The 23650-nt window shown below is 69.1% G+C and carries 24 protein-coding genes; 4 read left to right on the plus strand and 20 right to left on the minus strand.

Going from position 1 to position 23650, the window contains the following annotated elements:
• Window positions 1-26: 26 nt before the first annotated feature.
• From tatC to ABTY98_RS08040, 10 genes are all read right to left on the minus strand, one after another.
• Complete coding sequence (gene tatC / locus ABTY98_RS07995; RefSeq protein WP_352220015.1) at window positions 27-971, minus strand: twin-arginine translocase subunit TatC; 945 nt, start codon at window positions 969-971, stop codon at window positions 27-29.
• A gap of 47 nt (window positions 972-1018) precedes the next feature.
• Window positions 1019-1303, minus strand: coding sequence for a Sec-independent protein translocase subunit TatA (tatA, locus tag ABTY98_RS08000; protein WP_352220016.1), 285 nt, complete (start codon window positions 1301-1303; stop codon window positions 1019-1021).
• Between the two features lie 260 nt (window positions 1304-1563).
• The gene (locus tag ABTY98_RS08005) at window positions 1564-1758 is read right to left on the minus strand and encodes a hypothetical protein (protein WP_352220017.1); all 195 of its coding nucleotides are present in this window, start codon (window positions 1756-1758) and stop codon (window positions 1564-1566) included.
• Window positions 1759-1768: 10 nt separating this feature from the next.
• Complete coding sequence (locus ABTY98_RS08010) at window positions 1769-2029, minus strand: hypothetical protein (RefSeq protein ID WP_352220018.1); 261 nt, start codon at window positions 2027-2029, stop codon at window positions 1769-1771.
• Between the two features lie 84 nt (window positions 2030-2113).
• Entirely contained in the window at window positions 2114-3133 is a 1020-nt protein-coding gene (locus ABTY98_RS08015; RefSeq protein WP_352220019.1) for a helix-turn-helix transcriptional regulator, read from the minus strand.
• A 19-nt stretch (window positions 3134-3152) separates the two neighbouring features.
• The gene (locus tag ABTY98_RS08020; RefSeq protein WP_352220020.1) at window positions 3153-4106 is read right to left on the minus strand and encodes a helix-turn-helix transcriptional regulator; all 954 of its coding nucleotides are present in this window, start codon (window positions 4104-4106) and stop codon (window positions 3153-3155) included.
• A gap of 206 nt (window positions 4107-4312) precedes the next feature.
• Window positions 4313-4684: an FKBP-type peptidyl-prolyl cis-trans isomerase gene (locus ABTY98_RS08025; RefSeq protein WP_352220021.1), complete on the minus strand. Its 372-nt coding sequence runs from the start codon at window positions 4682-4684 to the stop codon at window positions 4313-4315.
• A gap of 74 nt (window positions 4685-4758) precedes the next feature.
• Window positions 4759-5760, minus strand: coding sequence for an FKBP-type peptidyl-prolyl cis-trans isomerase (locus ABTY98_RS08030; protein ID WP_352220022.1), 1002 nt, complete (start codon window positions 5758-5760; stop codon window positions 4759-4761).
• Window positions 5761-5864: 104 nt separating this feature from the next.
• Entirely contained in the window at window positions 5865-7226 is a 1362-nt protein-coding gene (gene pafA, locus ABTY98_RS08035) for a Pup--protein ligase (RefSeq protein ID WP_020117715.1), read from the minus strand.
• 9 nt (window positions 7227-7235) lie between these two features.
• Entirely contained in the window at window positions 7236-8495 is a 1260-nt protein-coding gene (locus tag ABTY98_RS08040) for an MFS transporter (protein ID WP_352220023.1), read from the minus strand.
• 88 nt (window positions 8496-8583) lie between these two features.
• Between ABTY98_RS08040 and ABTY98_RS08045 the strand changes: the two genes are divergently transcribed.
• The gene (locus ABTY98_RS08045) at window positions 8584-9600 is read left to right on the plus strand and encodes a LacI family DNA-binding transcriptional regulator (protein WP_352220024.1); all 1017 of its coding nucleotides are present in this window, start codon (window positions 8584-8586) and stop codon (window positions 9598-9600) included.
• A gap of 77 nt (window positions 9601-9677) precedes the next feature.
• Here the strand turns inward: ABTY98_RS08045 and prcA are convergent, their stop codons facing one another.
• The 6 genes from prcA to arc form a co-directional block, all read right to left on the minus strand.
• On the minus strand, window positions 9678-10445 hold the full coding sequence (gene prcA / locus ABTY98_RS08050; RefSeq protein WP_352220025.1) for a proteasome subunit alpha: 768 nt from the start codon (window positions 10443-10445) through the stop codon (window positions 9678-9680).
• 71 nt (window positions 10446-10516) lie between these two features.
• Window positions 10517-11362, minus strand: a complete 846-nt coding sequence (gene prcB, locus ABTY98_RS08055) for a proteasome subunit beta (protein WP_352220026.1) — start codon at window positions 11360-11362, stop codon at window positions 10517-10519.
• Complete coding sequence (locus ABTY98_RS08060; RefSeq protein ID WP_352220027.1) at window positions 11314-11547, minus strand: endonuclease VII domain-containing protein; 234 nt, start codon at window positions 11545-11547, stop codon at window positions 11314-11316. The genes prcB and ABTY98_RS08060 overlap by 49 nt, the downstream gene beginning before the upstream one ends.
• Before the next feature lie 297 nt (window positions 11548-11844).
• Window positions 11845-12063, minus strand: a complete 219-nt coding sequence (locus ABTY98_RS08065) for a ubiquitin-like protein Pup (protein ID WP_351739822.1) — start codon at window positions 12061-12063, stop codon at window positions 11845-11847.
• 188 nt (window positions 12064-12251) lie between these two features.
• Window positions 12252-13763, minus strand: a complete 1512-nt coding sequence (gene dop / locus ABTY98_RS08070) for a depupylase/deamidase Dop (RefSeq protein ID WP_352220028.1) — start codon at window positions 13761-13763, stop codon at window positions 12252-12254.
• A 244-nt stretch (window positions 13764-14007) separates the two neighbouring features.
• On the minus strand, window positions 14008-15774 hold the full coding sequence (arc, locus tag ABTY98_RS08075; RefSeq protein ID WP_352220029.1) for a proteasome ATPase: 1767 nt from the start codon (window positions 15772-15774) through the stop codon (window positions 14008-14010).
• A 536-nt stretch (window positions 15775-16310) separates the two neighbouring features.
• On the opposite strand from arc, the gene ABTY98_RS08080 reads away from it, so the two are divergent.
• Window positions 16311-16616, plus strand: a complete 306-nt coding sequence (locus ABTY98_RS08080) for a ferredoxin (RefSeq protein ID WP_352220030.1) — start codon at window positions 16311-16313, stop codon at window positions 16614-16616.
• A 45-nt stretch (window positions 16617-16661) separates the two neighbouring features.
• On the opposite strand, the gene ABTY98_RS08085 is transcribed toward ABTY98_RS08080, so the two are convergent.
• From ABTY98_RS08085 to ABTY98_RS08095, 3 genes are all read right to left on the minus strand, one after another.
• The gene (locus ABTY98_RS08085; protein ID WP_352220031.1) at window positions 16662-17243 is read right to left on the minus strand and encodes a hypothetical protein; all 582 of its coding nucleotides are present in this window, start codon (window positions 17241-17243) and stop codon (window positions 16662-16664) included.
• Between the two features lie 291 nt (window positions 17244-17534).
• Window positions 17535-18437, minus strand: coding sequence for a tRNA (adenine-N1)-methyltransferase (locus ABTY98_RS08090; RefSeq protein WP_352220032.1), 903 nt, complete (start codon window positions 18435-18437; stop codon window positions 17535-17537).
• Window positions 18438-18667: 230 nt separating this feature from the next.
• Window positions 18668-20155, minus strand: a complete 1488-nt coding sequence (locus ABTY98_RS08095) for a site-2 protease family protein (RefSeq protein WP_352220033.1) — start codon at window positions 20153-20155, stop codon at window positions 18668-18670.
• A 140-nt stretch (window positions 20156-20295) separates the two neighbouring features.
• On the opposite strand from ABTY98_RS08095, the gene ABTY98_RS08100 reads away from it, so the two are divergent.
• Both ABTY98_RS08100 and ABTY98_RS08105 read left to right on the plus strand, forming a co-directional pair.
• Window positions 20296-21237, plus strand: coding sequence for a RecB family exonuclease (locus ABTY98_RS08100; protein WP_471505162.1), 942 nt, complete (start codon window positions 20296-20298; stop codon window positions 21235-21237).
• A 15-nt stretch (window positions 21238-21252) separates the two neighbouring features.
• Window positions 21253-21924 (plus strand): response regulator, encoded by a 672-nt coding sequence (locus ABTY98_RS08105; RefSeq protein WP_020939010.1) that lies wholly within the window; start codon window positions 21253-21255, stop codon window positions 21922-21924.
• Window positions 21925-22027: 103 nt separating this feature from the next.
• Here ABTY98_RS08105 and ABTY98_RS08110 read toward each other — a convergent pair whose 3' ends face one another.
• Complete coding sequence (locus ABTY98_RS08110; protein ID WP_352220034.1) at window positions 22028-23632, minus strand: ABC transporter substrate-binding protein; 1605 nt, start codon at window positions 23630-23632, stop codon at window positions 22028-22030.
• Window positions 23633-23650 lie beyond the last annotated feature (18 nt).

Here is a 23650-nt window from a genome sequence, read left to right on the forward strand (position 1 = left end):
GCTTCGGTGACTGGCGCGGGTCCCGGTCAGGTCACGTCGTCGTAGCCGTTGACCCGCTCCGGGGTCTCGGGCAGCGCGCGGGTGGCGGAGACGGTCTCGATCTCGCCGATGTCCTCGGGGGTGAGGTCGAGGTCGGAGGCCTCGTCGTCGTCGGGCCCGTCGGCCTCGCGGCGGCGCTTGCGCCGGTCATTGCCCAGCGAGAAGAGGACGGCGCCGAAGTACAGCACCCAGATCGGCCCGGCGAGTGCCAGCATGGAGAGCGGGTCGGTGCTCGGCGTGGCGACGGCGGCGAAGACCGTGATGCCGAGGATCATGCCCCGCCACCAGCCGAGCATCCGCTTGCCGGTGATGATGCCGGTGAGATTGAGCATCACCAGCAGCAGGGGAAGTTCGAAGGAGAGCCCGAAGACGATCACCATGCGGGTGACCAGCTGAAGCAGGTCGTCCAGTGGCAGCAGGTTGGTGATGCTGCCGTTCGGCGTGAAGTCGATCAGCACCTTCGCGGTGGTGGGCAGCACCTCGTACGCGAAGAACGCGCCGGCCAGGAACAGCGGGGCGCCGGTGAAGACGAAGGCGTACGCGTACTTCTTCTCGTGCCGGTGCAGACCGGGCGCGACGAAGGCCCACAGCTGGTACAGCCAGATCGGCGACGCGAACACGACACCGGCCGTCAGCGAGACCTGGAGGGCGAGCGTGAAGGGGGCGAGCAGACCGTTGATGGTGATCTGCGCGCACTTCTTGTTGTCGCTCGCCTTGGCCAGCTCAGCGAAGGTCTGGTGGCAACCGACCGAGTCGAGGATCGGCGTGGTCAGAAAGTTGATGATGTCGTTGTAGAAGAAGGCGGCGACCACCGTCACGATGACGATGGCCAGCATGGCCTTCGCGAGCCGGTTGCGGAGCTCACGAAGGTGATCCGCGAGGGGCATCCGCCCCTCGGGATCCCTCTCCTGTTTGCGGGCAGACTTGGGCAACCCACGTCCTCATCTCGTGCGGCAGGCCGGGGGTCACCGGCCTTGCGTCAGCGCTGGGTGGTGTCCGACGGCTCGTTGACCGGGCGGGAGCTGGTCACGTCGCCGGGGGACGCCTGGATGGTGCGCTGGGCCTGGGCCTGCTCGCCGGAGGCGGGCGCCTGGGCGGAGGAGGTGCTGTTGCCGTCTTCCTTCATCGCCTTGGCCTCGCTCTTGAGGATGCGCGCGGACTTGCCGAGCGAGCGAGCCATGTCCGGAAGCTTCTTCGCGCCGAACAGCAGGATGACGACGACAAGGATGAGAATGATCTCGGGAGCGCCGAGCCTTCCGAACATAAGTCTTTACCTTCTCACCGAGGCGGCTGGGTGGGGTGCTGTCCGATCAGCCGGACATCTGTCCGAGTAATCGTGCTCACAGCGATCGTAACGCTCAGGGGTAAACGTCAGGCAATCCCCGTGCGTACGCCCGGTCCGCGGTACGGGCCTCGTTCTCCGCCCCGCGAGCAGCAGCGTACCTGCCGGGGCGGGCACCGTGACAGGGCGAAGTGACACAAACCGCTTACGGCGCAGTACTCACACCGCTTCCACAGCAGGTCTCAGAGGGTGTCCACAGTACGGGCGGCACTGGCCGCGGCCCGCTCCAGGTCCTCGGCGGCCCGGTTGATGCGCCGTGCCGAGTCCGCGACCTGCGCGCCGAGGCGCCGTGCCTCCAGGAAGACCCGGACGGCGAGCACGCCGAGCACGGCGAGACCCACGAAACCCACAGCTACCGCGAACATCGGCCAGAACATGCGGGTGAGCCTAGACGGTGGGGTGCAGCCGCAGGGTCCTGACCCCGCCGCCGGTCAGCAGCTCGATGATCCGCTCGCCCGCGGGCTTGCGGACCAGGACGCCGCAGTCGGGGCAGGTGAAGGAGTAGAACGTGGTCTTGCTGGTGGCTCCGATGGCCAGGCGCAGGGCGCTCGCGGCGAGCTCGAAACTGCCCCGGCAGTCCGGGCAGCCGGCCCTGAACACCACGGGGACCGCTCTTCTCATCCCGGCGAATGCGGCCGCGACCGTCATGTCCCTCGCGCCTGCGACACCGGAACCCGAAGCCTCGTCCAAATCCCTCGGCCCTCCTTCTTGATCGTTCGCCTTCGGAGCGGCTCAGGCTCCCTCATGCCCTTCGTCATCGCCGTACACAGCATGGTCGTCGTACGCCGCCAGGGCCTCGCGGGCCGCCCGGCGGGCGCTGTCGGCCAGCTCGGGCGGTGACACGATCCGCCCGTCGCCGCCGAGCCTGAGTGCCAGCCGGCGCAGGGAGGCCGGTTCGGGGGTGCGCAGACTGATACGCAGACCGCCGTCGGGAAGCTCATCGGCGCTGTCGTGCGGGTAGTACTCGGCGACCCAGCGGCCTGCCGGGCCGACCTCGACGACCACCTCCGGGTCCTCGGCGGCCGGCTGCACCAGGGCCTCGGACAGGTCCCGCAGCTCGATCTCGGGGGGCGCGGACGGCTCGTCGAGGATCTTGATCTCGGCGACGCGGTCGAGGCGGAAGGTGCGCCGGGCCTCGGAGCGGCGGCACCAGGCCTCCACATAGGTGTGGCCGACGCTGACCAGGCGGATGGGGTCGATCTCGCGCTCGGTGACCTCGTCGCGGGCCGGCGAGTAGTAGCGGATCCACAGCCGGCGGCGCTCGGAGATCGCCCGGTCGACGTCGGCGAAGACCCCGCCCTCGGACTCGAAGGTCACGGAAAGCCGGGCGCTGGCGCCGGCCGCCTCGCCGGCCGCGGTCTCCACCTTGGCGGTGGCCCGCAGCAGGGCCTGCCGGTCGCCCTCGCGCAGTCCGGGCAGGGTGGACACGGCACGGGCGGCGACCAGCAGCGCGGTCGCCTCGTCGGCGGCCAGTCTCAGCGGCTCGGCGGCCTCCTCGCCGAGGGCGGCCGCGTTGTGCCACCAGATGCGCTCGCCGTCGGTGTCGATGTCCAGCAGATCGCCGCCCCGGAAGCTGGTGCCGCACATGGGCAGCACATCGAGGTCGGAGACCAGCTCGTCCTCGGTGATGCCGAAGGCACGGGCCACGTCCGCGACCCGGGCGCCGGGGCGCTCGCGCAGATAGGTCACCAGGGAGAGCATCCGTCGGGTCTGGTCGATGGCGTTCACGGGCCTGACCGGTTTGCCTGCCACTGTCTTGCTCCGCTCCCCCTCAGCCCTTGGCCACGGCACGCAGCCGGTCCACCACGTCCGCGCGCAGCTCGGCCGGCTCCAGCACCACCACGTCCGGCCCGAACTCCACCAGCCAGGCGTCCAGGCCGTGCCCGTACGGAATCTCCAACTCGTCCCAGCCGTCGCCGAGTTCCCGCACCGCCGTGGCCTTCGCCCGAAGGGGGTAGCCGGCGCCGGAACGCAGCCGGATCAGGGCCGAGCGGTCGGCGATCTCACCGGCCCAGCTCGAGACGGTCTCCCGGACGGTGACCACGTCCGGGACCGGCGCGGTGAAACGCGTGCCCCGGGAACGGACCCGGCCGGTGATCCGGGACAGCCGGAACACCCGCTCGGCGCCCCGGTCCCGGTCCCAGCCCGCCAGATACCAGTGGCCGCGCCAGCACTCCAGCGCCCACGGCTCCACATTCCGGGTCTCGGGGCGGGCGGCGGTGGCCTTGCGGTAGTCGAAGACGACCGGGCGTCGGTCGCGGCAGGCCAGCATCAGCGGCTCGAACGCGGCCTCGTGCACCGGGATGCGCGGCTCCAGGGCGCTGTGCGCCTCGTAGGGGTCGACGTCCTCGGGCAGCCCGGCCGCGCGCAGCTTCTGCAGGGCGCCGCTGGCCGCGCCGGCGAGCCGGGCCTGCTGCCAGACCTTGGCGGCCAGCCCCAGGGCGGCGGCCTCCTCGGCGTCCAGGGTGATGGGCGGGAGGCGGTTGCTGTCGCGGCGGGCGAGATAGCCGACCTCGCCGTCCAGGTTCTCGACGGTCTCGATCACCAGTCCGAGCTCGCGCAGATCGTCCTTGTCCCGCTCGAACATCCGGCTGAAGGAGTCGTCACTGCCCGCCTCGAGGTAGGCCTCGATCGATTCGCGCAGCTCGCGCTTGCTGAGCGGCCGACTCGTCCCCAGCAGACACAGCGCCAGGTTCATCAGCCGCTCGGCCTTGGCAATGGCCATCGACGCCCTTCACCTTCCCTATGGTGCTTCTGATCGATGACCGTACCGCTCCGGAGTGTCACGGCAAAAGCCAGTACAAACGACGAGGACCGAAACGGACAGGCCACGACAGACAACAAGGGCCCGCGCGTGCGGCACGGGCCCTCGTCCAGCCGGTTTCCGACCAGGTACGGTCAGCGCCGGACGGCGCCGACCAGGCACGGGGATCAGACCCCGAGCAGGTCCACGACGAAGATCAGCGTCTCCCCGGGCTGGATCGCCGGCGTCGGGCTCTGGTTGCCGTAGGCGAGGTGGGCCGGGATGGTCAGCTGGCGACGGCCGCCGACCTTCATGCCCTCCACCCCCTGGTCCCAGCCCTTGATGACACGGCCTCCGCCCAGCGGGAAGCGGAACGGCGTACCCCGGTTCCAGCTGGCGTCGAACTCCTCGCCCGTGCTGAACGCGACACCCACGTAGTGCACGGTGACGGTCTGGCCGGCCTTGGCCACCTCGCCGTCGCCCTCCCAGATGTCCTTGATCTCCAGGTCGGCCGGGGGCTCGCCGCCGGGGAAGTCGATCTCGGGCTTGTCGATGCTCACGTCTCTAGCTCCTGCTTGTGTACGACACGGAACCCGGCCAGTCTTTCATCCCCGCCCGCGTCCCGCCCGCGTGACTACATCGCCGCCAGCACATCCACCGAGAACACCAGCGTCGAACCCTTCTTCACCACACCACCGCTCGGCGGGTTGTTCCCGTAGGCCAGATCCGGCGGTACGACGATCATCAGCCGGCTGCCCACCTTCTTCCCGGTGATCCCCTGCGCCAGCCCCTTGACGACCTCCTGCATCTGCGCGATCGCGAACTGGGCCAGGCGCCCGCTGTCGTACGTCTGCTCGAAGGCCTTGCCGCTGTCCCAGACCACGCCCTTGAACTGGCACAGGATCGTCTGCGACGACTTCACCTCCGGGCCGTCGCCCTCAAGGACGTAGTTCGCCACCAGCTTCTTCGGCGGGTCGGTCTTGGGAATGTCGATCGACGGAGCCTTCCCGTCGGTGTTGGTGCCGATCTTGGGCAGCGCGGAGTCGCTCTGCGCGACCTCCTTGCCGGTGCTGGAGCTCTTGGAGTTGAACGAGTTCAGCACATCCACGACGAACACCAGCGTGTCCGTGCCCTTGATCCCCGCCTGCGGGTTGCCCGACGAGCCGTAACCCCAGGTCGGGGGCACGGCCATCAGCACCCGGCTGCCGACCTTCTTCCCGGCCAGCGCGTACCGCCAGCCGTCGATGATGCTGCCCTGGGCGAGCTGCATGAGCAGCGGCGTACGGTCGTACGACTGGTCGAAGACCTTCGCCGTGGACCAGATCTGCCCGAGGTAGTTGGCCTGGATGAAGTCGTTCTCCGCGACCGACTTGCCGCTGCCCGCGACCACCGTCTTGACCGCAAGGTCCTTCGACGGGTCCCCGGAACCCTTGGCCACCGTCGGCTTCTCGTCGAACTTCGTACCCGCCGTGATCGCCGGCAACGGCCCCTCCACGATCTTCGGCGGCGGCACCGAGGAAGCGGAACCCGACGGTGCCGCGCTGGCCTTGCTGGAAGCGGACTTGTCGTCGCCACACGCGGCAAGCGTGACCAGTCCTGCGGGTACGGCGGCAAGGAGAAGAGAGCGTCGGCGCACGGAAACAGCCTCATAATCGGTCGATCTTGCGGATGCGTGCGCGCAACTCTACGACGTGACACGGGCGCCGTACGGTAAACGTACGGCGCCCGTGTGGCGTTCGCTCACATACCGGCGATGAGCTTCTCCACCCGGTCGTCGACCGAACGGAACGGGTCCTTGCACAACACCGTCCGCTGCGCCTGGTCATTGAGCTTCAGATGCACCCAGTCGACCGTGAAGTCCCGCCGCTGCTCCTGAGCCCGCCGGATGAAGTCACCGCGCAACCGCGCCCTAGTCGTCTGCGGCGGCACCGACTTGCCCTCGAAGATCTTCAAGTCATTGCAGATCCGCGCGGCTTGACCCTTCCTCTCCAGCAGGTAATACAGACCCCGACGACGGTGAATGTCGTGATAAGCGAGGTCTATCTGCGCCACCCGCGGATGAGACATGGTCATGTTGTGCTTGGCCCGGTACCGCTCGATGAGCTTGTACTTCATCACCCAGTCGATCTCGGTGCCGATCCGGTCCAGGTCCTCGGCCTCGATGGCGTCCAGGGTGCGGCCCCACAGCTCCAGGACCTGGTCGACCGTGCCGGTACGGATACCGCGGCGCTCGACGAAGTCCACGGCCTTCTCGTAGTACTCCCGCTGCACCTCCAGGGCGGAGGCCTCACGGCCGCTGGCCAGGCGCACCTTGCGTCGGCCCGTGATGTCATGGCTGACCTCGCGGATCGCCCGGATCGGGTTCTCCAGGGTCAGGTCCCGCATCACCGTGCCCGCCTCGATCATGCGCAGCACCAGGTCGGTGGCGCCGACCTTCAGCAGCATGGTCGTCTCGGACATGTTCGAGTCGCCCACGATGACATGCAGCCGGCGGTAGCGCTCGGCGTCGGCGTGCGGCTCGTCGCGTGTGTTGATGATCGGCCGGGAGCGGGTCGTCGCCGAGGAGACGCCCTCCCAGATGTGCTCCGCCCGCTGGCTGACGCAGTACACCGCACCGCGCGGTGTCTGCAGCACCTTGCCGGCGCCGCACAGCAGCTGCCGGGTCACCAGGAACGGAATGAGGATGTCCGCGAGCCGGGAGAACTCCCCGTGCCGCGCCACCAGATAGTTCTCGTGGCAACCGTAGGAGTTGCCCGCCGAGTCCGTGTTGTTCTTGAAAAGGTAGACGTCGCCCGCGATTCCTTCCTCGTGCAGGCGTCGTTCGGCGTCCACCAACAGTCCTTCGAGAATGCGCTCGCCGGCCTTGTCGTGGGTGACCAGTTCGGTCACGTTGTCACATTCGGGTGTCGCGTATTCCGGATGTGAGCCCACGTCGAGATAGAGCCGGGCGCCGTTGCGAAGAAAGACATTGCTGCTACGGCCCCATGACACGACACGGCGGAAGAGGTACCGCGCCACCTCGTCAGGCGACAGGCGGCGCTGTCCCCTGAACGTGCACGTGACGCCGTACTCGTTCTCCAGCCCGAAAATGCGGCGGTCCATGACTGAACATTACGCCCGATCCCCTGAGCTGAAACGGGGTTCGGCAGCACGATTTGGATCATTTTCCGATGAAGCCGCAACCACCGCGCCCCCACCGGGAGCTGCGAGGACCCGACCCGTGACCGCCAGGACCAGCAACGACACACCCCCCGCCGCCCCCGGCACCGCGAACCCCCACAGCGCCCCGCCCGCCTCTACGACCGGTCCCGCCAGGCCCGTTCCCACCGACGCCCCCACTGTGAACGTCGTCACAAGCCAGGAGAAAGCCTCGGTGACCGTCCCCGCCGGCGCATGCCGGTCCACCAGCACGAACGCACATGCGATCGCCGGCGCCAGGAACACCCCCGCCAGCACGGTGAGCAACACCATGGCCGGCGCACCCGGCATCACCATCAGCGGCAGATAACACACCGCCAGAAGCGCCACCAGGACGCGCAGTCGCACCGCCGGCTCCCCCCGCCAGAGCCGCGCCCCGTACACCGAGCCACCGAGCAGCGCACCCAACCCCAGCCCCGCCATCATCCAGCCGTACACCCCGTCACCACCGTGCTCGTCCGCGTACGGCACCGACGCCACCGTGATGGAACCCAGCGCGATCCCGACGAACAGAAACGCACCCAGCAGAGCCAGCAACCCGGACGACCGCAGCGCACCCAGCCAGTGCGCCGCACGCGGCGCCGAACGCCACGCGCGCGAAGGCGGCGAGACGACCACGGAGAGCGCCCCGAGCACCCCCACCGCGTTCACCACCAGCAGCGCCGCCTGCGCCGACCAAAGCGACACGCACAACGTCACCAGCAACGGCCCCACCGTGAACATGACTTCCTGGGCCACCGCGTCCATCGCGTACGCCGTGTGCACCTGGTCCTCCCTGCCGAGCACACTCGGCCACAGCGCACGCAGACCGCCCTCCAGAGGCGGCGTGAACAGCCCCGCCGCCGCCACGCACGCACAGGCGAGCGGCAGCGGACCGGTGCCGGCGAAGGCGAACCCGGCCATGGCCAGAGCCGACGCGAGAGCGGCGGGCAACTGGACACGCGGCTGCCCGTGCACATCCACCAGCCGGCCCAGCACCGGCTGACCCACCGCGTTGGCGACGCCGTACACCGCCGCGAGCGCCCCCGCCAGGCTGTACGTGCCACCCTCCGCACGCACGAACAGCACGATCGCGAGCGCGGCCGTGGCGTTCGGCAACCGCCCCACCAAGGTGCCCGTCAGCAAGCGGACCGCGTGCCTCGCCCTGAGGATCTCCAGGTACCCCGCGGCCATGCCCCGCCTCCAAGTTTTACGTATAACCCTTGCTTCCATACGTACCATGTGCGCTGTTCACACGTCCAGACGAAGGAGCCCACACCCGGTGGCACGCAGCAGCACGCGCCCGACGAGCCGCGACGTCGCCCAAGCCGCCGGCGTCTCCCAGGCAGCCGTCTCCCTCGTCCTCGGCGACAAATGGCGCGGCCGCGTCTCCGAGGCCACCGCCGAACGAGTCCGGGAAGCCGCCCGCGACCTCGGCTACCGGCCCAACCTCGCCGCCCGCAACCTCCGCCTCGGCCGCACCCGCACCGTCCTCCTCGTCGTCCCCGCACTCACCACCGAGTTCTTCGCCGGCGTCTACACCGGCGCCGCCCGCGTGGCCGCCGACAACGGCTTCGGCGTCGTCCTCTATCCCTCCCCCGAAGGCATCGGCCCGGCCCGCGACCCCTTCGCCTCCTCCCAGGCCGCCCTCGACGGCGTCATCGCCTCCTCCATGGCCGCCGACGCCCTCACCGCCATCCGCGGCGACCAGCTCCCCCTGGTCATGCTCGACAGCGACCCCGAAGGCAGCCTCGGAGCCGCCACCGTCAACCTCGACATCGCCGACGGCGTACGCCAGGTCGCCGAACACCTGCTGGCCCTCGGCCACCGCCGCTTCCTGCACCTCGCCGCCGACGTCGCCTCCTGGACCTTCGAGGTGCGCGCGCGCGAACTGGCCGCACGCACGGCAGAGGTGCCCGGCACCTCCGTACGCACCGTCCACGCCCCGATCTCCATCGAAGGCGCCCTGACGGCCACCGAAGCCGCCCTCGCCACATCCGGCCCCCACCCCACCGCCCTCGTCTGCGACGACGACAAACTCGCCGCCGGCGCCTACAAGGCCCTGCGCCGCCGAGGCCTGCGCATCCCCGACGACATCTCCGTCACCGGCCTCGACGACCTGGCCCTCGCCACCGCCATCGACCCCGAGCTCACGACCGTACGACTGGACGCGGAACTCTTCGGCGAACGCGGCATGCACGCCCTCCTCGCCGTCCTGGAAGGCCGCGAACCGGAGGGCCGGGACATCCCGGTAGAACTGGTCGTACGAGGCTCCACAGCACCCCCACGGCAGCCCTAGGCCCTGTCGTCACAAACACCCGCGCCCCACCCGGAGGACTCGCCGGGCGGGGCGCACAGAGCGGGGTGGGAGCGGGGTTACTCGACGTCGCCGCCGGAGTCCTCCGTCGCGTCGGCCTCATCGGCGGCCGTGGCGGTGGCCGCGCCCTCCGACTCCAGCAACCGGGACAGCTGCGGACCGCCGATGCGCTTGAACTTGCGCTTCTGCGGACGCGTACGGTCCAGCACCGCAACCTCCAGACCCTCGGCCGGAATCTCCCGCTGAGTGCCGTTCGACTCCCGCGACAGAGCCGTCACAGCCAGCTTCAGAGCCTCCGCCAAGGTCATACCGTCCCGGTGCTCACGGTCCAGATAACTGCTGATCTGCTCCGCATTGCCACCGACCGCGACCGAACCGTGCTCGTCGACGATCGAACCGTCATGCGGCAGCCGATAGATCTGGTCGCCCTCCGGGGTCTCCCCGACCTCGGCCACCACCAGCTCCACCTCGTACGGCTTCTCGGCCGCACTGGAGAAGATCGTGCCCAGCGTCTGCGCATACACGTTGGCAAGACCACGCGCCGTCACATCGTCACGGTCATAGGTGTAACCACGCAGGTCGGCGTAGCGCACCCCACCGATCCGCAGATTCTCGTACTCGTTGTACTTACCGGCGGCCGCGAAACCGATCCGGTCATAGATCTCGCTGAACTTGTGCAGCGCACGGGACGGGTTCTCACCGACGAACACGATGCCGTCGGCGAACTGGAGCACAACCAGACTCCGGCCGCGCGCGATGCCCTTCCGGGCGTACTCCGCACGGTCCGCCATGGCCTGCTGAGGTGAGACATAGAACGGCGTCGACACCGGTATCCGTCCCCTTCCTTAGGGTTCCGTCGAAGTCACTGGGATCACCTTCACAACAAGCGCCGGGCGCCTCAGAGCAGCGCCGCGCGCGGGCCGTCCGGCTCCTCCAGACGGCGCGCCAGCACCGCGCGGGCGAGCTCGGAGGACTCGTCGTTGGTGAGCCGACGGAACCCGTCCTCGGTGATCACGGTGATGATCGGGTAGATCCGGCGGGCGACATCCGGACCACCGGTCGCCGAGTCGTCGTCAGCCGCGTCATACAGAGCCTGCACCACCAGTGTGGTCGCCTGCTCCTCGCTCAGGTCCTCACGGAACAGCTTCTTCATGGCCCCGCGCGCGAAGATCGAGCCGGAACCCGTCGCGGAGAAGTGGTGCTCCTCGGAACGGCCACCCGTCACGTCGTACGAGAAGATCCGCCCCTTCCCCCGGTCCACGTCGAACCCGGCGAACAGCGGCACGACCGCCAGGCCCTGCATGGCCATACCGAGGTTGGAACGGATCATCGTCGACAGCCGGTTCGCCTTGCCCTCCAGCGACAGCTGCGCACCCTCGACCTTCTCGAAGTGCTCCAGCTCCAGCTGGAAGAGCTTCACCATCTCCACGGCGAGACCCGCGGTGCCGGCGATACCGACCGCCGAGTACTCGTCGGCCGGGAAGACCTTCTCGATGTCGCGCTGGGCGATCACATTCCCCATCGTGGCCCGGCGGTCACCGGCGAGCACCACGCCCCCGGGGAAGGTCACCGCGACGATCGTCGTCCCGTGCGGCGCCTCGATCACTCCCTGCGTGGGCGGCAACTGCCGCTTGCCGGGCAGCAACTCCGGCTGGTGGTCGGAGAGAAAGTCCATGAACGAAGAGGACCCAGGCGTCAGGAAGGCAGCTGGTAGACGCCCGGTGCTACGAGTGTTGGCTTCCACGCGTTTCCTTCCAGATAGGCGGCGGCCCGGCGAGCGACGTCGGGCTTGTCCCTCAATTTACCGATGGCCGAATTGCAGTTGAAGCACAGTACGCCTCGGACCCTACCCGTCTTGCGGCAGTGATCCACATGAACGGGCGGGGCATCGAGACAGATCACACAGAGCCCGCGCTGAGCAGCGATCACCGCGTCGCGCCCGGCTTCGGTGAGCCCGTAGTTGCGCTTCAGATGGTGCGCACGTCCGTGGACAACCCGACAGGCCCTGCCCGCAAGACCGGCGGAGCTTGTACCCCTCCGGTACCTCCACCTTCTCGCGAACCGTCTTACCCCGGGCTTTCCGGCGACGTCGGTAGTACTCGGCGGCGCAGTCGCGACGATTGGCCTGCAGGCCGTCAGCCCGAGACTTGTTCGCCGCGACTGCGCCGACCGGAAGCACCTGCTGGCACGCCGAGCACTTCGACCCCCCGTCGTTCATGAAGGTGACTACTGTCCACCCTTTTGAACGAAGGATCGCACGAAGTCCTCCGCGTTCTCCTCCAAGACGTCATCGATCTCGTCCAGGACGGAGTCCACGTCGTCGCTCAGCTTCTCGTGGCGCTCCTTGAGGTCTTCCGAGGCCTGCGCTTCCTGTGTCTGCTCCTCGGCCTCCTCGGTGGAGCGCGTGGCCTTCTGCTGTCCGCCGCCGGTGTCCTTGGTTGCCATAACCGTCACCCCGCTCAGTTCGCCCGACATGGTCGACAGGTCGGCTTTCCTGCCGATCGGTGATGATCAGACCCTACAAGCCGGGTCCGACATCGGCCCCGCAGTTTCTCCAACGTACGGGGGCCACCTCGATGATTCCCGGGCAGCGGGATTTTGACCCCGGCCGCCCGGTGCGGTCCGAGTCCCGTTCAGCCGCCGGAGAGGACCCTGACCAGGTCTTCCGCGGTGCGGCAGCGGTCCAGGAGCTCCTTGACGTGATTTCGCGTTCCGCGTAGTGGTTCCAGGGTTGGGACGCGCTGGAGGCTGTCCCGGCCCGGGAGGTCGAAGATGACCGAGTCCCAGCTGGCGGCGGCGACGTCGTCGGCGTACTGCTCCAGGCAGCGGCCGCGGAAGTACGCGCGGGTGTCCTCCGGCGGGTTTGTGCGGGCCCTGTCGACGTCGGCCTCGGCCAGGAGGCGCTTGATGCGCCCGCGGGCCGCGAGGCGGTTGTAGAGGCCCTTCTCGGCCCGTACGTCGGCGTACTGGAGGTCGAGGAGGTGGAGCTTGGCGGCGTCCCAGTCGAGGTCGTCGCGGCGGCGGTAGCCCTCCATGAGTTCCTTCTTGGCCACCCAGTCGAGTTCGCCGGAGAGACTCATGGGGTCGTTCTCCAGGCGGTTGAGGGTGTCCTCCCAGCGCTGCAGGACGTCCCTGGTCTGTTCGTCGGCGTCGGCGCCGTAGCGCTCCTCGACGTATTTGCGGGAGAGCTCGTAGTACTCCATCTGGAGCTGGACGGCGGTGAGCGTGCGTCCGCTGCGGAGAGTGACGAGGCGCTTGAGGGTGGGGTCGTGGGAGACCTGGTGGAGGGTGCGCACGGGCTGGTCGACGGCAAGGTCGACGGCGATGAAGCCGTCCTCGATCATCGAGAGGACCAGGGCCGTGGTCCCGAGCTTCAGGTAGGTCGAGATCTCCGACAGGTTCGCGTCGCCGATGATCACGTGCAGGCGGCGGTACTTCTCGGCATCCGCGTGCGGTTCGTCGCGGGTGTTGATGATGGGGCGCTTGAGGGTCGTCTCCAGGCCGACCTCGACCTCGAAGTAGTCGGCGCGCTGGCTGAGCTGGAAGCCGTGTTCGTGGCCGTCCTGGCCGATGCCGACGCGGCCGGCGCCGGTCACGACCTGGCGGGATACGAAGAACGGGGTGAGGTGGCGCACGATGTCGGAGAAGGGGGTTTCCCGCTTCATCAGGTAGTTCTCGTGCGTGCCGTAGGAGGCGCCCTTGTTGTCGGTGTTGTTCTTGTACAGGTGGATGGGCTGGGCGCCGGGGAGCTGGGCGGCTCGTTCGGCGGCCTCGGCCATGATGCGCTCGCCGGCCTTGTCCCAGAGGACGGCGTCGCGCGGGTTGGTGACCTCGGGGGCGCTGTACTCGGGGTGCGCGTGGTCCACGTAGAGCCGGGCGCCGTTGGTGAGGATGACGTTGGCGAGGCCGATGTCCTCGTCGGTGAGCTGGCTGGCGTCGGCGGCCTCGCGGGCGAGGTCGAAGCCTCGGGCGTCCCGCAGCGGGTTCTCCTCCTCGAAGTCCCAGCGGGCCCGGCGGGCCCGGTGCATCGCCGCGGCGTAGGCGTTGACGATCTGGGATGAGGTGAGCATGGCATTGGCATTGGGGTGGCCGGGGACGGAGATGCCGTACTCCGTCTCGATGCCCATTACTCGCCGTACGGTCATGCGGCCCTCCTTGCCCGGCGGAGCCCTCGGTCGTGGGCTCCGCTCGCGTACCGCTGGCGCTCCGGTGCGTGTGCGGTGCCCGTCCCCGCACTGCGCGACTCGGCGGTAGGAAAGAGCCTAGAACGCCTTTGCGCTGGTGGGGAGATCATTTGCGTCATTGCCTTGCTCGCCTCGGTTCCGGTTCTGGCCGGAAAAACAGTCGGCTGCGGGTACCCGGTGGGGGCACCCGCAGCCGCCCTGTGTTTTACAGGTACTGCCCGGTGTTTGCCACCGTGTCGATGGAGCGCCCGGTGTCCGCGCCCTGCTTTCCGGTGATGAGGGTACGGATGTAGACGATCCGTTCGCCCTTCTTTCCGGAGATTCGGGCCCAGTCGTCGGGGTTGGTGGTGTTCGGCAGGTCCTCGTTCTCCTTGAACTCGTCCACGCAGGCCTGGAGGAGGTGGGAGACGCGGAGGCCCTTCTGCTTGTGCTCGAGGAAGTCCTTGATCGCCATCTTCTTGGCGCGTCCGACGATGTTTTCGATCATTGCGCCGGAGTTGAAGTCCTTGAAGTAGAGGACTTCCTTGTCGCCGTTGGCGTAGGTGACTTCCAGGAAGCGGTTCTCCTCGGATTCGGCGTACATGTGTTCCACTGCCGTCTGGATCATGCTGGCGACGGTGGTGGCCTTGCTGCCGCCGTGCTCGCCGACGTCGTCGGAGTGCAGCGGGAGGCGTTCGGTGAGGTACTTGCCGAAGATGTCCTTGGCTGCCTCGGCGTCCGGGCGCTCGATCTTGATCTTCACGTCGAGGCGGCCGGGGCGGAGGATGGCGGGGTCGATCATGTCCTCGCGGTTGGAGGCGCCGATGACGACCACGTTCTGCAGGCCTTCGACACCGTCGATCTCGGCGAGCAGCTGGGGGACGATGGTGTTCTCCACGTCCGAGCTGACACCGGAGCCTCGGGTGCGGAAGAGGGATTCCATCTCGTCGAAGAAGACGATGACGGGGGTGCCCTCGCTGGCCTTCTCCCTTGCACGCTGGAAGACGAGGCGGATCTGCCGCTCGGTCTCGCCGACGTACTTGTTCAGGAGCTCGGGGCCCTTGATGTTGAGGAAGAAGCTCTTGCCGGCGGCCTGGCCGGTGACTTCGGCGACCTTCTTCGCCAGTGAGTTGGCGACGGCCTTGGCGATGAGCGTCTTGCCGCACCCGGGGGGTCCGTAGAGCAGGACGCCCTTCGGGGGCCGCAGTTCGTGCTCCTTGAACAGGTCCGGGTAGAGGTACGGCAGCTCGACCGCGTCGCGGATGGCCTCGATCTGGTTGCCGAGGCCGCCGATCTGGTCGTAGCCGATGTCGGGTACTTCTTCGAGGACGAGTTCCTCGACCTCGCTCTTGGGCACGACTTCGTAGACGTAGCCGGAGCGGGGTTCGAGCAGGAGGGCGTCGCCGGGACGGATGGTGACGTCCAGGAGCGGCTCGGCGAGCCGTACCACCCGTTCCTCGTCGGTGTGCCCCAGGACGAGGGCGCGTTCGCCGTCCTCGAGGATCTCCTTGAGGGTGACGATGTCACCGACGCGCTCGTACTCCATGGCCTCGACCACGTTGAGCGCTTCGTTCAGCATGACTTCCTGGCCGCGCCTGAGCTCGTCCAGGTCGACGCTTGGGCTGACGTTCACCCGCAGTTTGCGGCCGCCGGTGAAGATGTCTGCGGTGCCGTCCTCGTTGGCTTGCAGGAAGACACCGAAGCCGGCCGGCGGCTGTGCGAGTCGGTCGACTTCCTCCTTGAGGGCCACGATCTGGTCGCGGGCCTCGCGGAGTGTGTTCGCGAGTCGCTCGTTCTGGGCGGACACGCCGGCCAGGTTCGTCTGCAGCTCGACGATCCGCTCTTCGAGAATCCTCGTGTGTCGCGGAGAGTCGGCGAGCTTGCGTCGCAGGACGGCGATCTCCTGCTCAAGGTATGCAATCTGCCCGGCCGGGTCGTCGGACCCTCGTCCCGGGCGGATGCCGCGGTTCATGTCGTCGTCGTGGGCTGCCACGGTCCTCACCTCCTCCAAGGGGAGCTGGACGCTTCCAGACCCTACCTGGGTGGGTGTCGATTGAAACCCCTAGATCACCAAGACTGTCAAGGTGTGTCGTCGGTCACCCATCGCTTCTCCCTCGTGCCCGGTGGATACCCACTCAACGCGATTCGGAAGCTGCGTGTTCCAGGCCTGGAGCGGTCAAAACCCTTCGTGACTGACCGGAGTTGTCCGCTCGATGCCGGTTCAGGGGTTGTGCCCCGGTGAGGCCGTCCTTACACAGAGCAACCGGACGGGCGGTGTGGGTGATCGAGAACACGGGTTGAGGGTTGGCTCAAGTCGATCGATCCGGTGGCCGAGCGCCGTCGTCCCGCGCGGCCCGGTGCGCCGTGCGCGCGGCCGGAAGGGGCGCCGGGCGCGGGCGGGTGCCCCCGGCGGAGGGCACGGCCGGGGGTGGTTCGGGCGGAGGTAGGGTCGAAGGAGTTCAACACCCGCCGGGGCGGGACCGGGTGACCGCCGGGTCCGGCCGTCCGGCGCTTTCGACGGCAGGAGAGATGACCGTGCAGCAGGAGGCCCTGGCCGGCGCGGAGGCGCTTGAGGTCTGGATCGACCAGGATCTTTGTACGGGTGACGGGATCTGTGCCCAGTACGCCCCGGAGGTGTTCGAGCTGGACATCGACGGCCTGGCCTATGTGAAGGGCGCCGAAGACGAACTGTTGCAGGCGCAGGGGGCGACGGCGCCGGTGCCGTTGCCGCTGCTGACGGATGTGGTGGATTCGGCTCGGGAGTGTCCGGGTGAGTGCATTCATGTGCGCCGGGTCGCGGACCGGGTCGAGGTGTACGGGCCGGACGCGGAGTGACTTTCCGGCCACCCCGCGTGGCCCGGGGTCGGGCTGGTGCGGCGGTCAGACGCTGTGGGCGGCCGCGGGGGTGGAGCGCACGAAGGTGTGGCCGTTCCACTGCCAGGTGGCGCCGGTCTTCACGTCCGGACAGCAACTGGGCACATTGTCCGAGGAATAGCCGAGCAGGGTCGCGGTGACCGTTTTGGCGGCGACCGTGAAGTCGGTGACCGTGAGCCGGTCCTTGGGGTCGACGAGGGTGGCGACGACGCGCGGGCGGGTGGCGTCGGCGGCCTGGGTGAGGACGTAGACGCCGTCGGGCGGCGTGCCCATGGCCGAGTCGCAGTGGACCACCGCCACGGTTTCCGGTCTGCCGTCGCCGTCGAGGTCGCCGGTGACCTTCTTGACGACCCTCTCTTTCACGGGGCCGCAGTCGAGGGGGAAGTCCACGCCGGTGGTGCTGGGCGGCGCGGTGGCCGCGGGGGCGGGCTTCGTCTCGGAGCCGGCGGCGGGCTGGGCGGCTTTGGCCGCGCCCGGCTGGAAGAGGGACGACAGAGCGATGACGCCCGTCACGGCAGTGGCGGTGGCGAGCCAGTGCATGGGGCGGGTGTCGGTGTGAGCGAGCTCCGGGACCACGGATTGCTGCACTAGGAGTGTCTCCTGCGAGGCCTGTGCCGGTGGGGGATGGCCTGCATGGTGCCACACGTCACAGTGGGTGGGAACGGCGGGGGTGGGCTTCTGCGACGGCGGGTGGGTTTCCGCGACGGCGAGGTGGACTTCCGCGACGGCGGGGGTGGTTTGTGCGGGGTCCCGGGGCCGCGCGGTCCTGCGCCGGGTGGACGTGCTGCCGCGTCAACGCGTGAGCGCCGCTGCCCAGTTCCGGTCGGTCGGAGGGAACTGGGCAGCGGCGCTCGTACGTTGAAGCGGCGACGGGACGGCTCAGCGGCCGGCGCCACCGTCGGCGTTGGGGCCCTCGTAGTCCTCGCCGTAGGCGCCCTTGGCGGGGCGGCGGCGGCGCATGGGGGGCTCGACGCCGTCGGCGAGGCGGCGGGCGGTGAGCAGGAAGCCGGTGTGGCCGATCATCCGGTGGTCGGGGCGGACGGCGAGGCCCTCCACGTGCCAGTTGCGGATCATCGTCTCCCAGGAGGTCGGCTCGTTGAAGCAGCCGATCTCGCGGATGGACTCGACGGTCCGCGCGAGCTGGGTGGTGGTGGCGACGTAGCAGCACAGGATGCCGCCGGGCACGAGCGCCTTGGAGACGGCCTCCAGGCACTCCCAGGGGGCGAGCATGTCGAGGATGACACGGTCGACGTCGGTGTCCGACAGGTTGTCCTGGAGGTCGCCGACGGTGAGCTGCCAGGCGGGGTGCGGGCCGCCGAAGTAGCGTTCCACGTTCTGCTGGGCGATCTCGGCGAAGTCCGCGCGGCGCTCGTAGCTGTGCAGCATGCCCTGGTCGCCGATGGCCCGCAGCAGGAAGCTGCTGAGCGAGCCGGATCCGACGCCGGCCTCGACGACGCGGGCGCCGGGGAAGATGTCGGCGAAGGAGAGGATCTGCCCCGCGTCCTTGGGGTAGACGACGGCTGCCCCGCGGGGCATGGACAGGACGTAGTCGGGGAGCAGGGGGCGCAGCGCGAGGTAGGCGACGTTGCCGGTGGTGCGGACAACGCTGCCCTCGGGAGCGCCGATCAGTTCGTCGTGCGGGAAGGAGCCCTTGTGGGTGTGGAAGTTCTTCCCGGCTTCGAGCGTGAACGTGTAGTGGCGGCCCTTGGGGTCGGTCAGCTGTACCTGGTCCCCGACCTTGAAGGGCCCGCGCCTGCGGGCGGCACCGGTCGGTTCGGACATGTGAACAGCCTACCGGGGTTTGTGGAGGCCACCGACCACGGGGAACGCGCACCGCTGCGGCGTCGGTGAGGGTCCTCGACCCGGAGCAGACGGGTCTGCTCGGACGGACCCGGGTGCGCCAGGAAGCAGCCCTGTCCGGTACACCCCACTGCGACCGCGTGGTCCGGCGGGACCGTGTGATGCGGCCGTCCGCTCGCCGGAGTGTGGGACCCGCTTCGGGAAGAGCGGGCTCAGCTTGGGCGGGCCATGGCCCGTACGAAGGCGCGCTCGACGTCCGCCGCCGACAGGACACCGTAGATCTCACCGGTCTCCTCCACCACCAGGTACTCGGTGGCGGGGGTGGCGCGCAGCACGTCGAGGAGGTCCTCTCCCGCCAGTTCCGCGGAGACGCGCATCCCGTCGGTGAGTTCCTGGGCGAGGCCGCTGACGGCGACCCAGGGGCGGCGGTGCTCGGGTACGCCGACGATGGCGGCCTCGCGGACCAGGGAGAGGGGGTTGCCGTCGGCGTCGACGACGACCAGGGCGCGGGCCCCGGCGGCGTTGGCGCGGCGCAGGGCCTCGGAGAGGGGGGTCTCGGTCTCGACGGGGACGGCGCGGCGGGTGAGGGTGCGGGCGCGCAGCTCCGGGAGGTGTTCGCGCAGCCGTGCCATGCGCAGGCTGTTGCCGGCGCCGGTCCAGATGATCGCGGCGAGGACGGCGGCGAGCAGGCCGTCGGTGAGTGCGTCCATGCCGTTGGCGTCGGAGGTGCCGCCGCCGAAGGCGCCCGAGTAGTTGAGCAGCGGGAGGCCGATCAGGACGGAGACGGCGAGGGCGCGGCCGACCCACGCGGCGGCGATGGTGCCGCTCATGGGTCTGCCGGTGATCTTCCAGACGACGGCGCGGAGCATCCGGCCGCCGTCGAGGGGCAGTCCTGGCAGCAGGTTGAAGATGGCCACGATGAGGTTGGAGACCATCAGGCCGGCCAGCAGGACGCCGGGGACCGTGCCGGGTTGGACGGGCTGCATGGCGAGGTAGAAGAGGCCGGAGAGGACGAGGGAGAGCAGCGGGCCGACGAAGGCCAGCACGAACTCCCGTCCGGGGGTCTCGGCCTCTTTCTCGATCTCGGAGACGCCGCCGAAGAACTGGAGCTGGATGCGGCGGACGGGGAGATCGAACCGGATCGCGGCGACCGTGTGGGCGAGTTCGTGGACCAGGACGGAGGCGTAGAAGGCGATGGCGAAGAAGAGGGAGACGAGGTAGCGGGCGGCGCCCAGTTCGGGCAGCACGCGGTCGAGCTGGCCGCCGAAGACCCAGGTGATCAGCGCGGCGACGACGAACCAGCTGGGGGCGACGTACACGGGCACGCCGAAGGGCCGTCCCATGAGCAGCCCGCCGCCGGGTTCCTTGGGCCGCTGCGGCGGCTGCCCCTTGGCCATGCCGGCGTGAGCGTGCGCGCGGGCGTGGCCGTCGGTTTCGTCGGGGCCGGAGGCCGGTGGCCCGGGAGGCGTCCGGGCGTTCTCATCCTCCGGTGCGGGTGCTTCCGCGGTCGGCTCCGCGGACGGCTCCGGCTTCGGCTCCGGTTCGCCGGTGTCGGCGGGTGCCTCGGCGCGTGGAGGAGCCGTGGGGGCGTCGGTGGGGTCCGGGCCTCCGTCGTTGGTCGGGGCCGTAGGACCTGCGGGCTGCTCGGTCGGTTCGGCGTCGTCCGACCGGGGCTGCCCGCTGCCGCCGCTCACGTCCACGGTGTCCCCTCGTTAGAAGCATCGTCTCTGGTCGATGGTATGCGGCCGTCGGGACGCGTTTCGCCCCGGCACCCCTGGTGTTGGCCGGGGCGTCGTGCGGGTTGGGTGACTGTCAGTGGCGGGCCGTATGGTCTGTGGTCATGGAGAGCAGCATCGAGGACGCCTCGCGGGCTCAGGGCGCGGACGTCGCGCAGGGGGAAGGGCCGGTCATGCCGGTGCGGGCGGCGGCGGCCGGGCCGCCGGCCTCGCTGTCGCCGTCGCGGGCCAGTGACTTCATGCAGTGTCCGTTGCTGTACCGATTCCGGGTGATCGACCGGCTGCCGGAGAAGCCGAGCGAGGCGGCGACCCGGGGGACGCTGGTGCACGCGGTCCTGGAGCGGCTCTTCGACGCGCCCGCGGCGGAGCGGACGGCGCCGCGGGCCAAGTCGCTGGTGCCGGGGCAGTGGGACCGGCTGCGGGAGAGCAGGCCGGAGGTCGGTGAGCTGTTCGCGGACGATCCCGAGGGCGAGCGGCTGGCGCGCTGGCTGGGTGAGGCGGAGCAGCTCGTGGAGCGCTGGTTCACGCTGGAGGATCCGTCGCGGCTGGAGCCGGTGGAGCGGGAGCTGTTCGTCGAGACCGAGCTGGAGTCGGGGCTGCGGCTGCGCGGGATCATCGACCGGGTCGACGTGGCGCCGACGGGTGAGGTGCGGATCGTCGACTACAAGACCGGCAAGGCGCCGAGACCGGAGTACGCCGAGGGCGCGCTGTTCCAGATGAAGTTCTACGCCCTGGTGGTGTGGCGGCTGAAGAACGTGGTGCCGAGGCGGCTGCAGCTGGTGTATCTCGGCAGCGGTGATGTGCTGACGTACGACCCGGTGCTCGCCGACCTGGAGCGGGTGGAGCGCAAGCTGCTCGCGCTGTGGGAGTCGATCCGGCGGGCGACGGAGTCCGGGGACTGGCGGCCGCGTCCGACCAAGCTGTGCGGGTGGTGCGACCACCAGGCGCACTGCCCGGAGTTCGGCGGCACTCCCCCGCCGTACCCGCTGCCGGTGAGGTCGGTCGAGTCGGGTGACCTTCCGCAGGGCAGAATGGGCGCGGACTAGCGAAGGAGACTCACCGTGGCCATCCGCGTCCTACTGGTCGACGACCAGCCGCTGCTGCGAACCGGGTTCCGGATGATCCTGGAGGCCGAGCAGGACATCGCGGTCGTGGGCGAGGCCGGAGACGGCCTGCAGGCCCTCGACCAGGTGCGCGCCCTCCAGCCGGATGTGGTGCTGATGGACATCCGGATGCCGCGGATGGACGGCGTGGAGGCGACCCGGCAGATCACCGGGCCCGGCCGGGACGGACCGGCGAAGGTGCTGGTGCTGACGACGTTCGATCTCGACGAGTACGTGGTGGAGGCGCTGCGCGCGGGCGCCAGCGGCTTCCTGCTGAAGGACGCCCCGGCCAATGAGCTGGTGCAGGCGATCCGGGTGGTGGCGGGCGGCGAGGCGATGCTGGCGCCGAGCATCACGCGTCGGCTGCTGGACAAGTACGCCACGCATCTGCCGTCCGGTGAGGAGCCGGTGCCGGACACCCTGCACACGCTCACCGACCGTGAGGTGGAGGTGCTGAAGCTGGTCGCGCGGGGGCTGTCGAATGCGGAGATCGCCGCCGACCTGTTCGTCAGCGAGACCACTGTGAAGACGCATGTGGGGCATGTGCTGACCAAGCTGGGGCTGCGGGACCGGGTGCAGGCGGCGGTGTACGCGTACGAGAGCGGCCTGGTGCGTCCCGGCGCCCAGTAGAACGCGCCGCGAAGCCCGGTAGGACGCGCTGACGACGGGAAGGGCGCCCCACTCCGTGGAGTGGGGCGCCCTTCCCGTCGTATGAACCGCGTATGACCGGTCGTCAGCTGCTGGAGCCGCGGCCGAGCTCCCACAGCTGGAGGCTGGCGGAGGAGTTGAGGGCGTAGGCGACGCCCGTGATGTCGTCGCGGGCGGCGACGTACTGCTTGCCCTGCCACAGCGGCAGCACCGGAACGTCGTCGGCGACGATGTCCTGGATCTCGGTCAGGCTGCTGGACGCGGTGAGCCGGTCGGCCTCGAGGCGGGACTTGGGGATCAGCGTGTTGATGATCTTGTTGTTGGCGTAGGGCGAGGCGAGGAAGTTGTCCTTGTCGAGGAACGGCGCGAGGAAGTTGTCGGCGTCCGGGAAGTCGGGGAACCAGCCCATGCCGTAGACGTCGTACTCGCCCTTGCGTTCGGCCGTCTGGTAGGTCGACCAGGGGGTGCCCTCGATGCTGACGTCGAACAGGCCGCTGTCGTTGAGCTGCTGCTTCAGGACCTCGAACTCCTGCTTGGTGGCGGAGCCGTAGTGGTCGGTCGTGTAGTGCAGCGTCAGCTTCACGGGCGTGGTGATGTTCGCCGCGGTCAGCAGGTTCTTGGCCTTGGAGACGCTGGGGTCGCCGTACTTGTTGAAGAAGGAGTTGGAGTGGCCGGTCACGGAGGCCGGGACCAGGGAGTACAGCGGCTCGGCCTGGGAGCCGTACACCTTGGCGACGAGTGCGGCGCGGTCGATGATCTGGGCCATCGCCTGGCGGACGGCCTTGGACTTGACCGTGGGCGCGTTGGTGTCGAAGCCGAGGTAGCGGATCTCCAGGCCGGACATCTCGACGAGGTCGACGTTGGAGTCGTCGCCGGCGTCGAGCTTGTTGATCTGGGACGGCGACATGGTGCGGGTCATCACGTCGATGTCGCCCTTGTCGATCGCCTGGCCCATGGCGTCGGCGTCCTTGAAGGAGCGCATGACGACCTGCTCGTTGTTCACCGTCACGCTGCCCTTGTAACTGGGGTTCTTGGTGAAGGTGGCGGAGACGAGCTCGTCGTTCTGGACGTCGGCCTTGAAGGTGTAGGGGCCGGAGCCGTCGATGTCGAAGCCGTCGCGGAGCTTGTCCTTCGCGTAGTCCTTCGGGTTCACGATGCCCGCGACCGGGGTGGACAGCTTGTACGGGAAGGTGGCGTCGGCGGACTTGAGGTGGAAGATGACCTCTCGGTCGCCCTGGGTCTCGATGGTGTCGATGTTCGAGAGGAGGGCGAAGACACCGGTGTCGGCCTTGATGCGCAGGGCGCGCTCGATGGAGTACTTGACGTCCGCGGCGGTGACGGCGTCGCCGTCGGAGAACTTCAGGCCCTCGCGCAGCTTGCAGGCGTAGCGCTCGCTGCCGCTGTCGGTGAAGGAGCAGCTCTCGGCGGCGTCGGGGACCGGTTCGCCGTCGCCCTTCGGCTGGGACATGAGGGTCTGCACGGTCTGGCGCAGGATGTTCCAGCCGCCGACGTCGTAGGAGTAGGCGGGGTCGACCGGCGCCGGGGCGTCCTTCGAGGCGGTGAACCGGTCGGTGGTGCCGACAACGATCGCGCCGTCACTCTTGCTTCCACTGTCGGATCCACCGCACGCGGCGAGAACCGGAGTGAGCAGACCGACGACGGCCGGCAGCACCAAGGTCTTGCGGTTCATGCTCGAAGTTCTCCAGAG

Source organism: Streptomyces sp. NPDC096040, assembly GCF_040303265.1.
In the GTDB taxonomy this organism is placed as follows: Bacteria; Actinomycetota; Actinomycetes; order Streptomycetales; family Streptomycetaceae; genus Streptomyces.

Coding starts and splice junctions, on each gene's coding strand:
- ABTY98_RS08065 (WP_351739822.1), bottom strand. CDS start 12,063: ATGGCAACCAAGGACACCGGCGGCGGACAGCAGAAGGCCACGCGCTCC.
- ABTY98_RS08080 (WP_352220030.1), top strand. CDS start 16,311: ATGACCGTGCAGCAGGAGGCCCTGGCCGGCGCGGAGGCGCTTGAGGTC.
- tatA (WP_352220016.1), bottom strand. CDS start 1,303: ATGTTCGGAAGGCTCGGCGCTCCCGAGATCATTCTCATCCTTGTCGTC.
- ABTY98_RS08090 (WP_352220032.1), bottom strand. CDS start 18,437: ATGTCCGAACCGACCGGTGCCGCCCGCAGGCGCGGGCCCTTCAAGGTC.
- ABTY98_RS08100 (WP_471505162.1), top strand. CDS start 20,296: ATGGAGAGCAGCATCGAGGACGCCTCGCGGGCTCAGGGCGCGGACGTC.
- ABTY98_RS08005 (WP_352220017.1), bottom strand. CDS start 1,758: ATGTTCTGGCCGATGTTCGCGGTAGCTGTGGGTTTCGTGGGTCTCGCC.
- ABTY98_RS08040 (WP_352220023.1), bottom strand. CDS start 8,495: ATGGCCGCGGGGTACCTGGAGATCCTCAGGGCGAGGCACGCGGTCCGC.
- pafA (WP_020117715.1), bottom strand. CDS start 7,226: ATGGACCGCCGCATTTTCGGGCTGGAGAACGAGTACGGCGTCACGTGC.
- ABTY98_RS08010 (WP_352220018.1), bottom strand. CDS start 2,029: ATGACGGTCGCGGCCGCATTCGCCGGGATGAGAAGAGCGGTCCCCGTG.
- dop (WP_352220028.1), bottom strand. CDS start 13,763: ATGACCGTACGGCGAGTAATGGGCATCGAGACGGAGTACGGCATCTCC.
- ABTY98_RS08110 (WP_352220034.1), bottom strand. CDS start 23,632: ATGAACCGCAAGACCTTGGTGCTGCCGGCCGTCGTCGGTCTGCTCACT.
- ABTY98_RS08020 (WP_352220020.1), bottom strand. CDS start 4,106: ATGGCCATTGCCAAGGCCGAGCGGCTGATGAACCTGGCGCTGTGTCTG.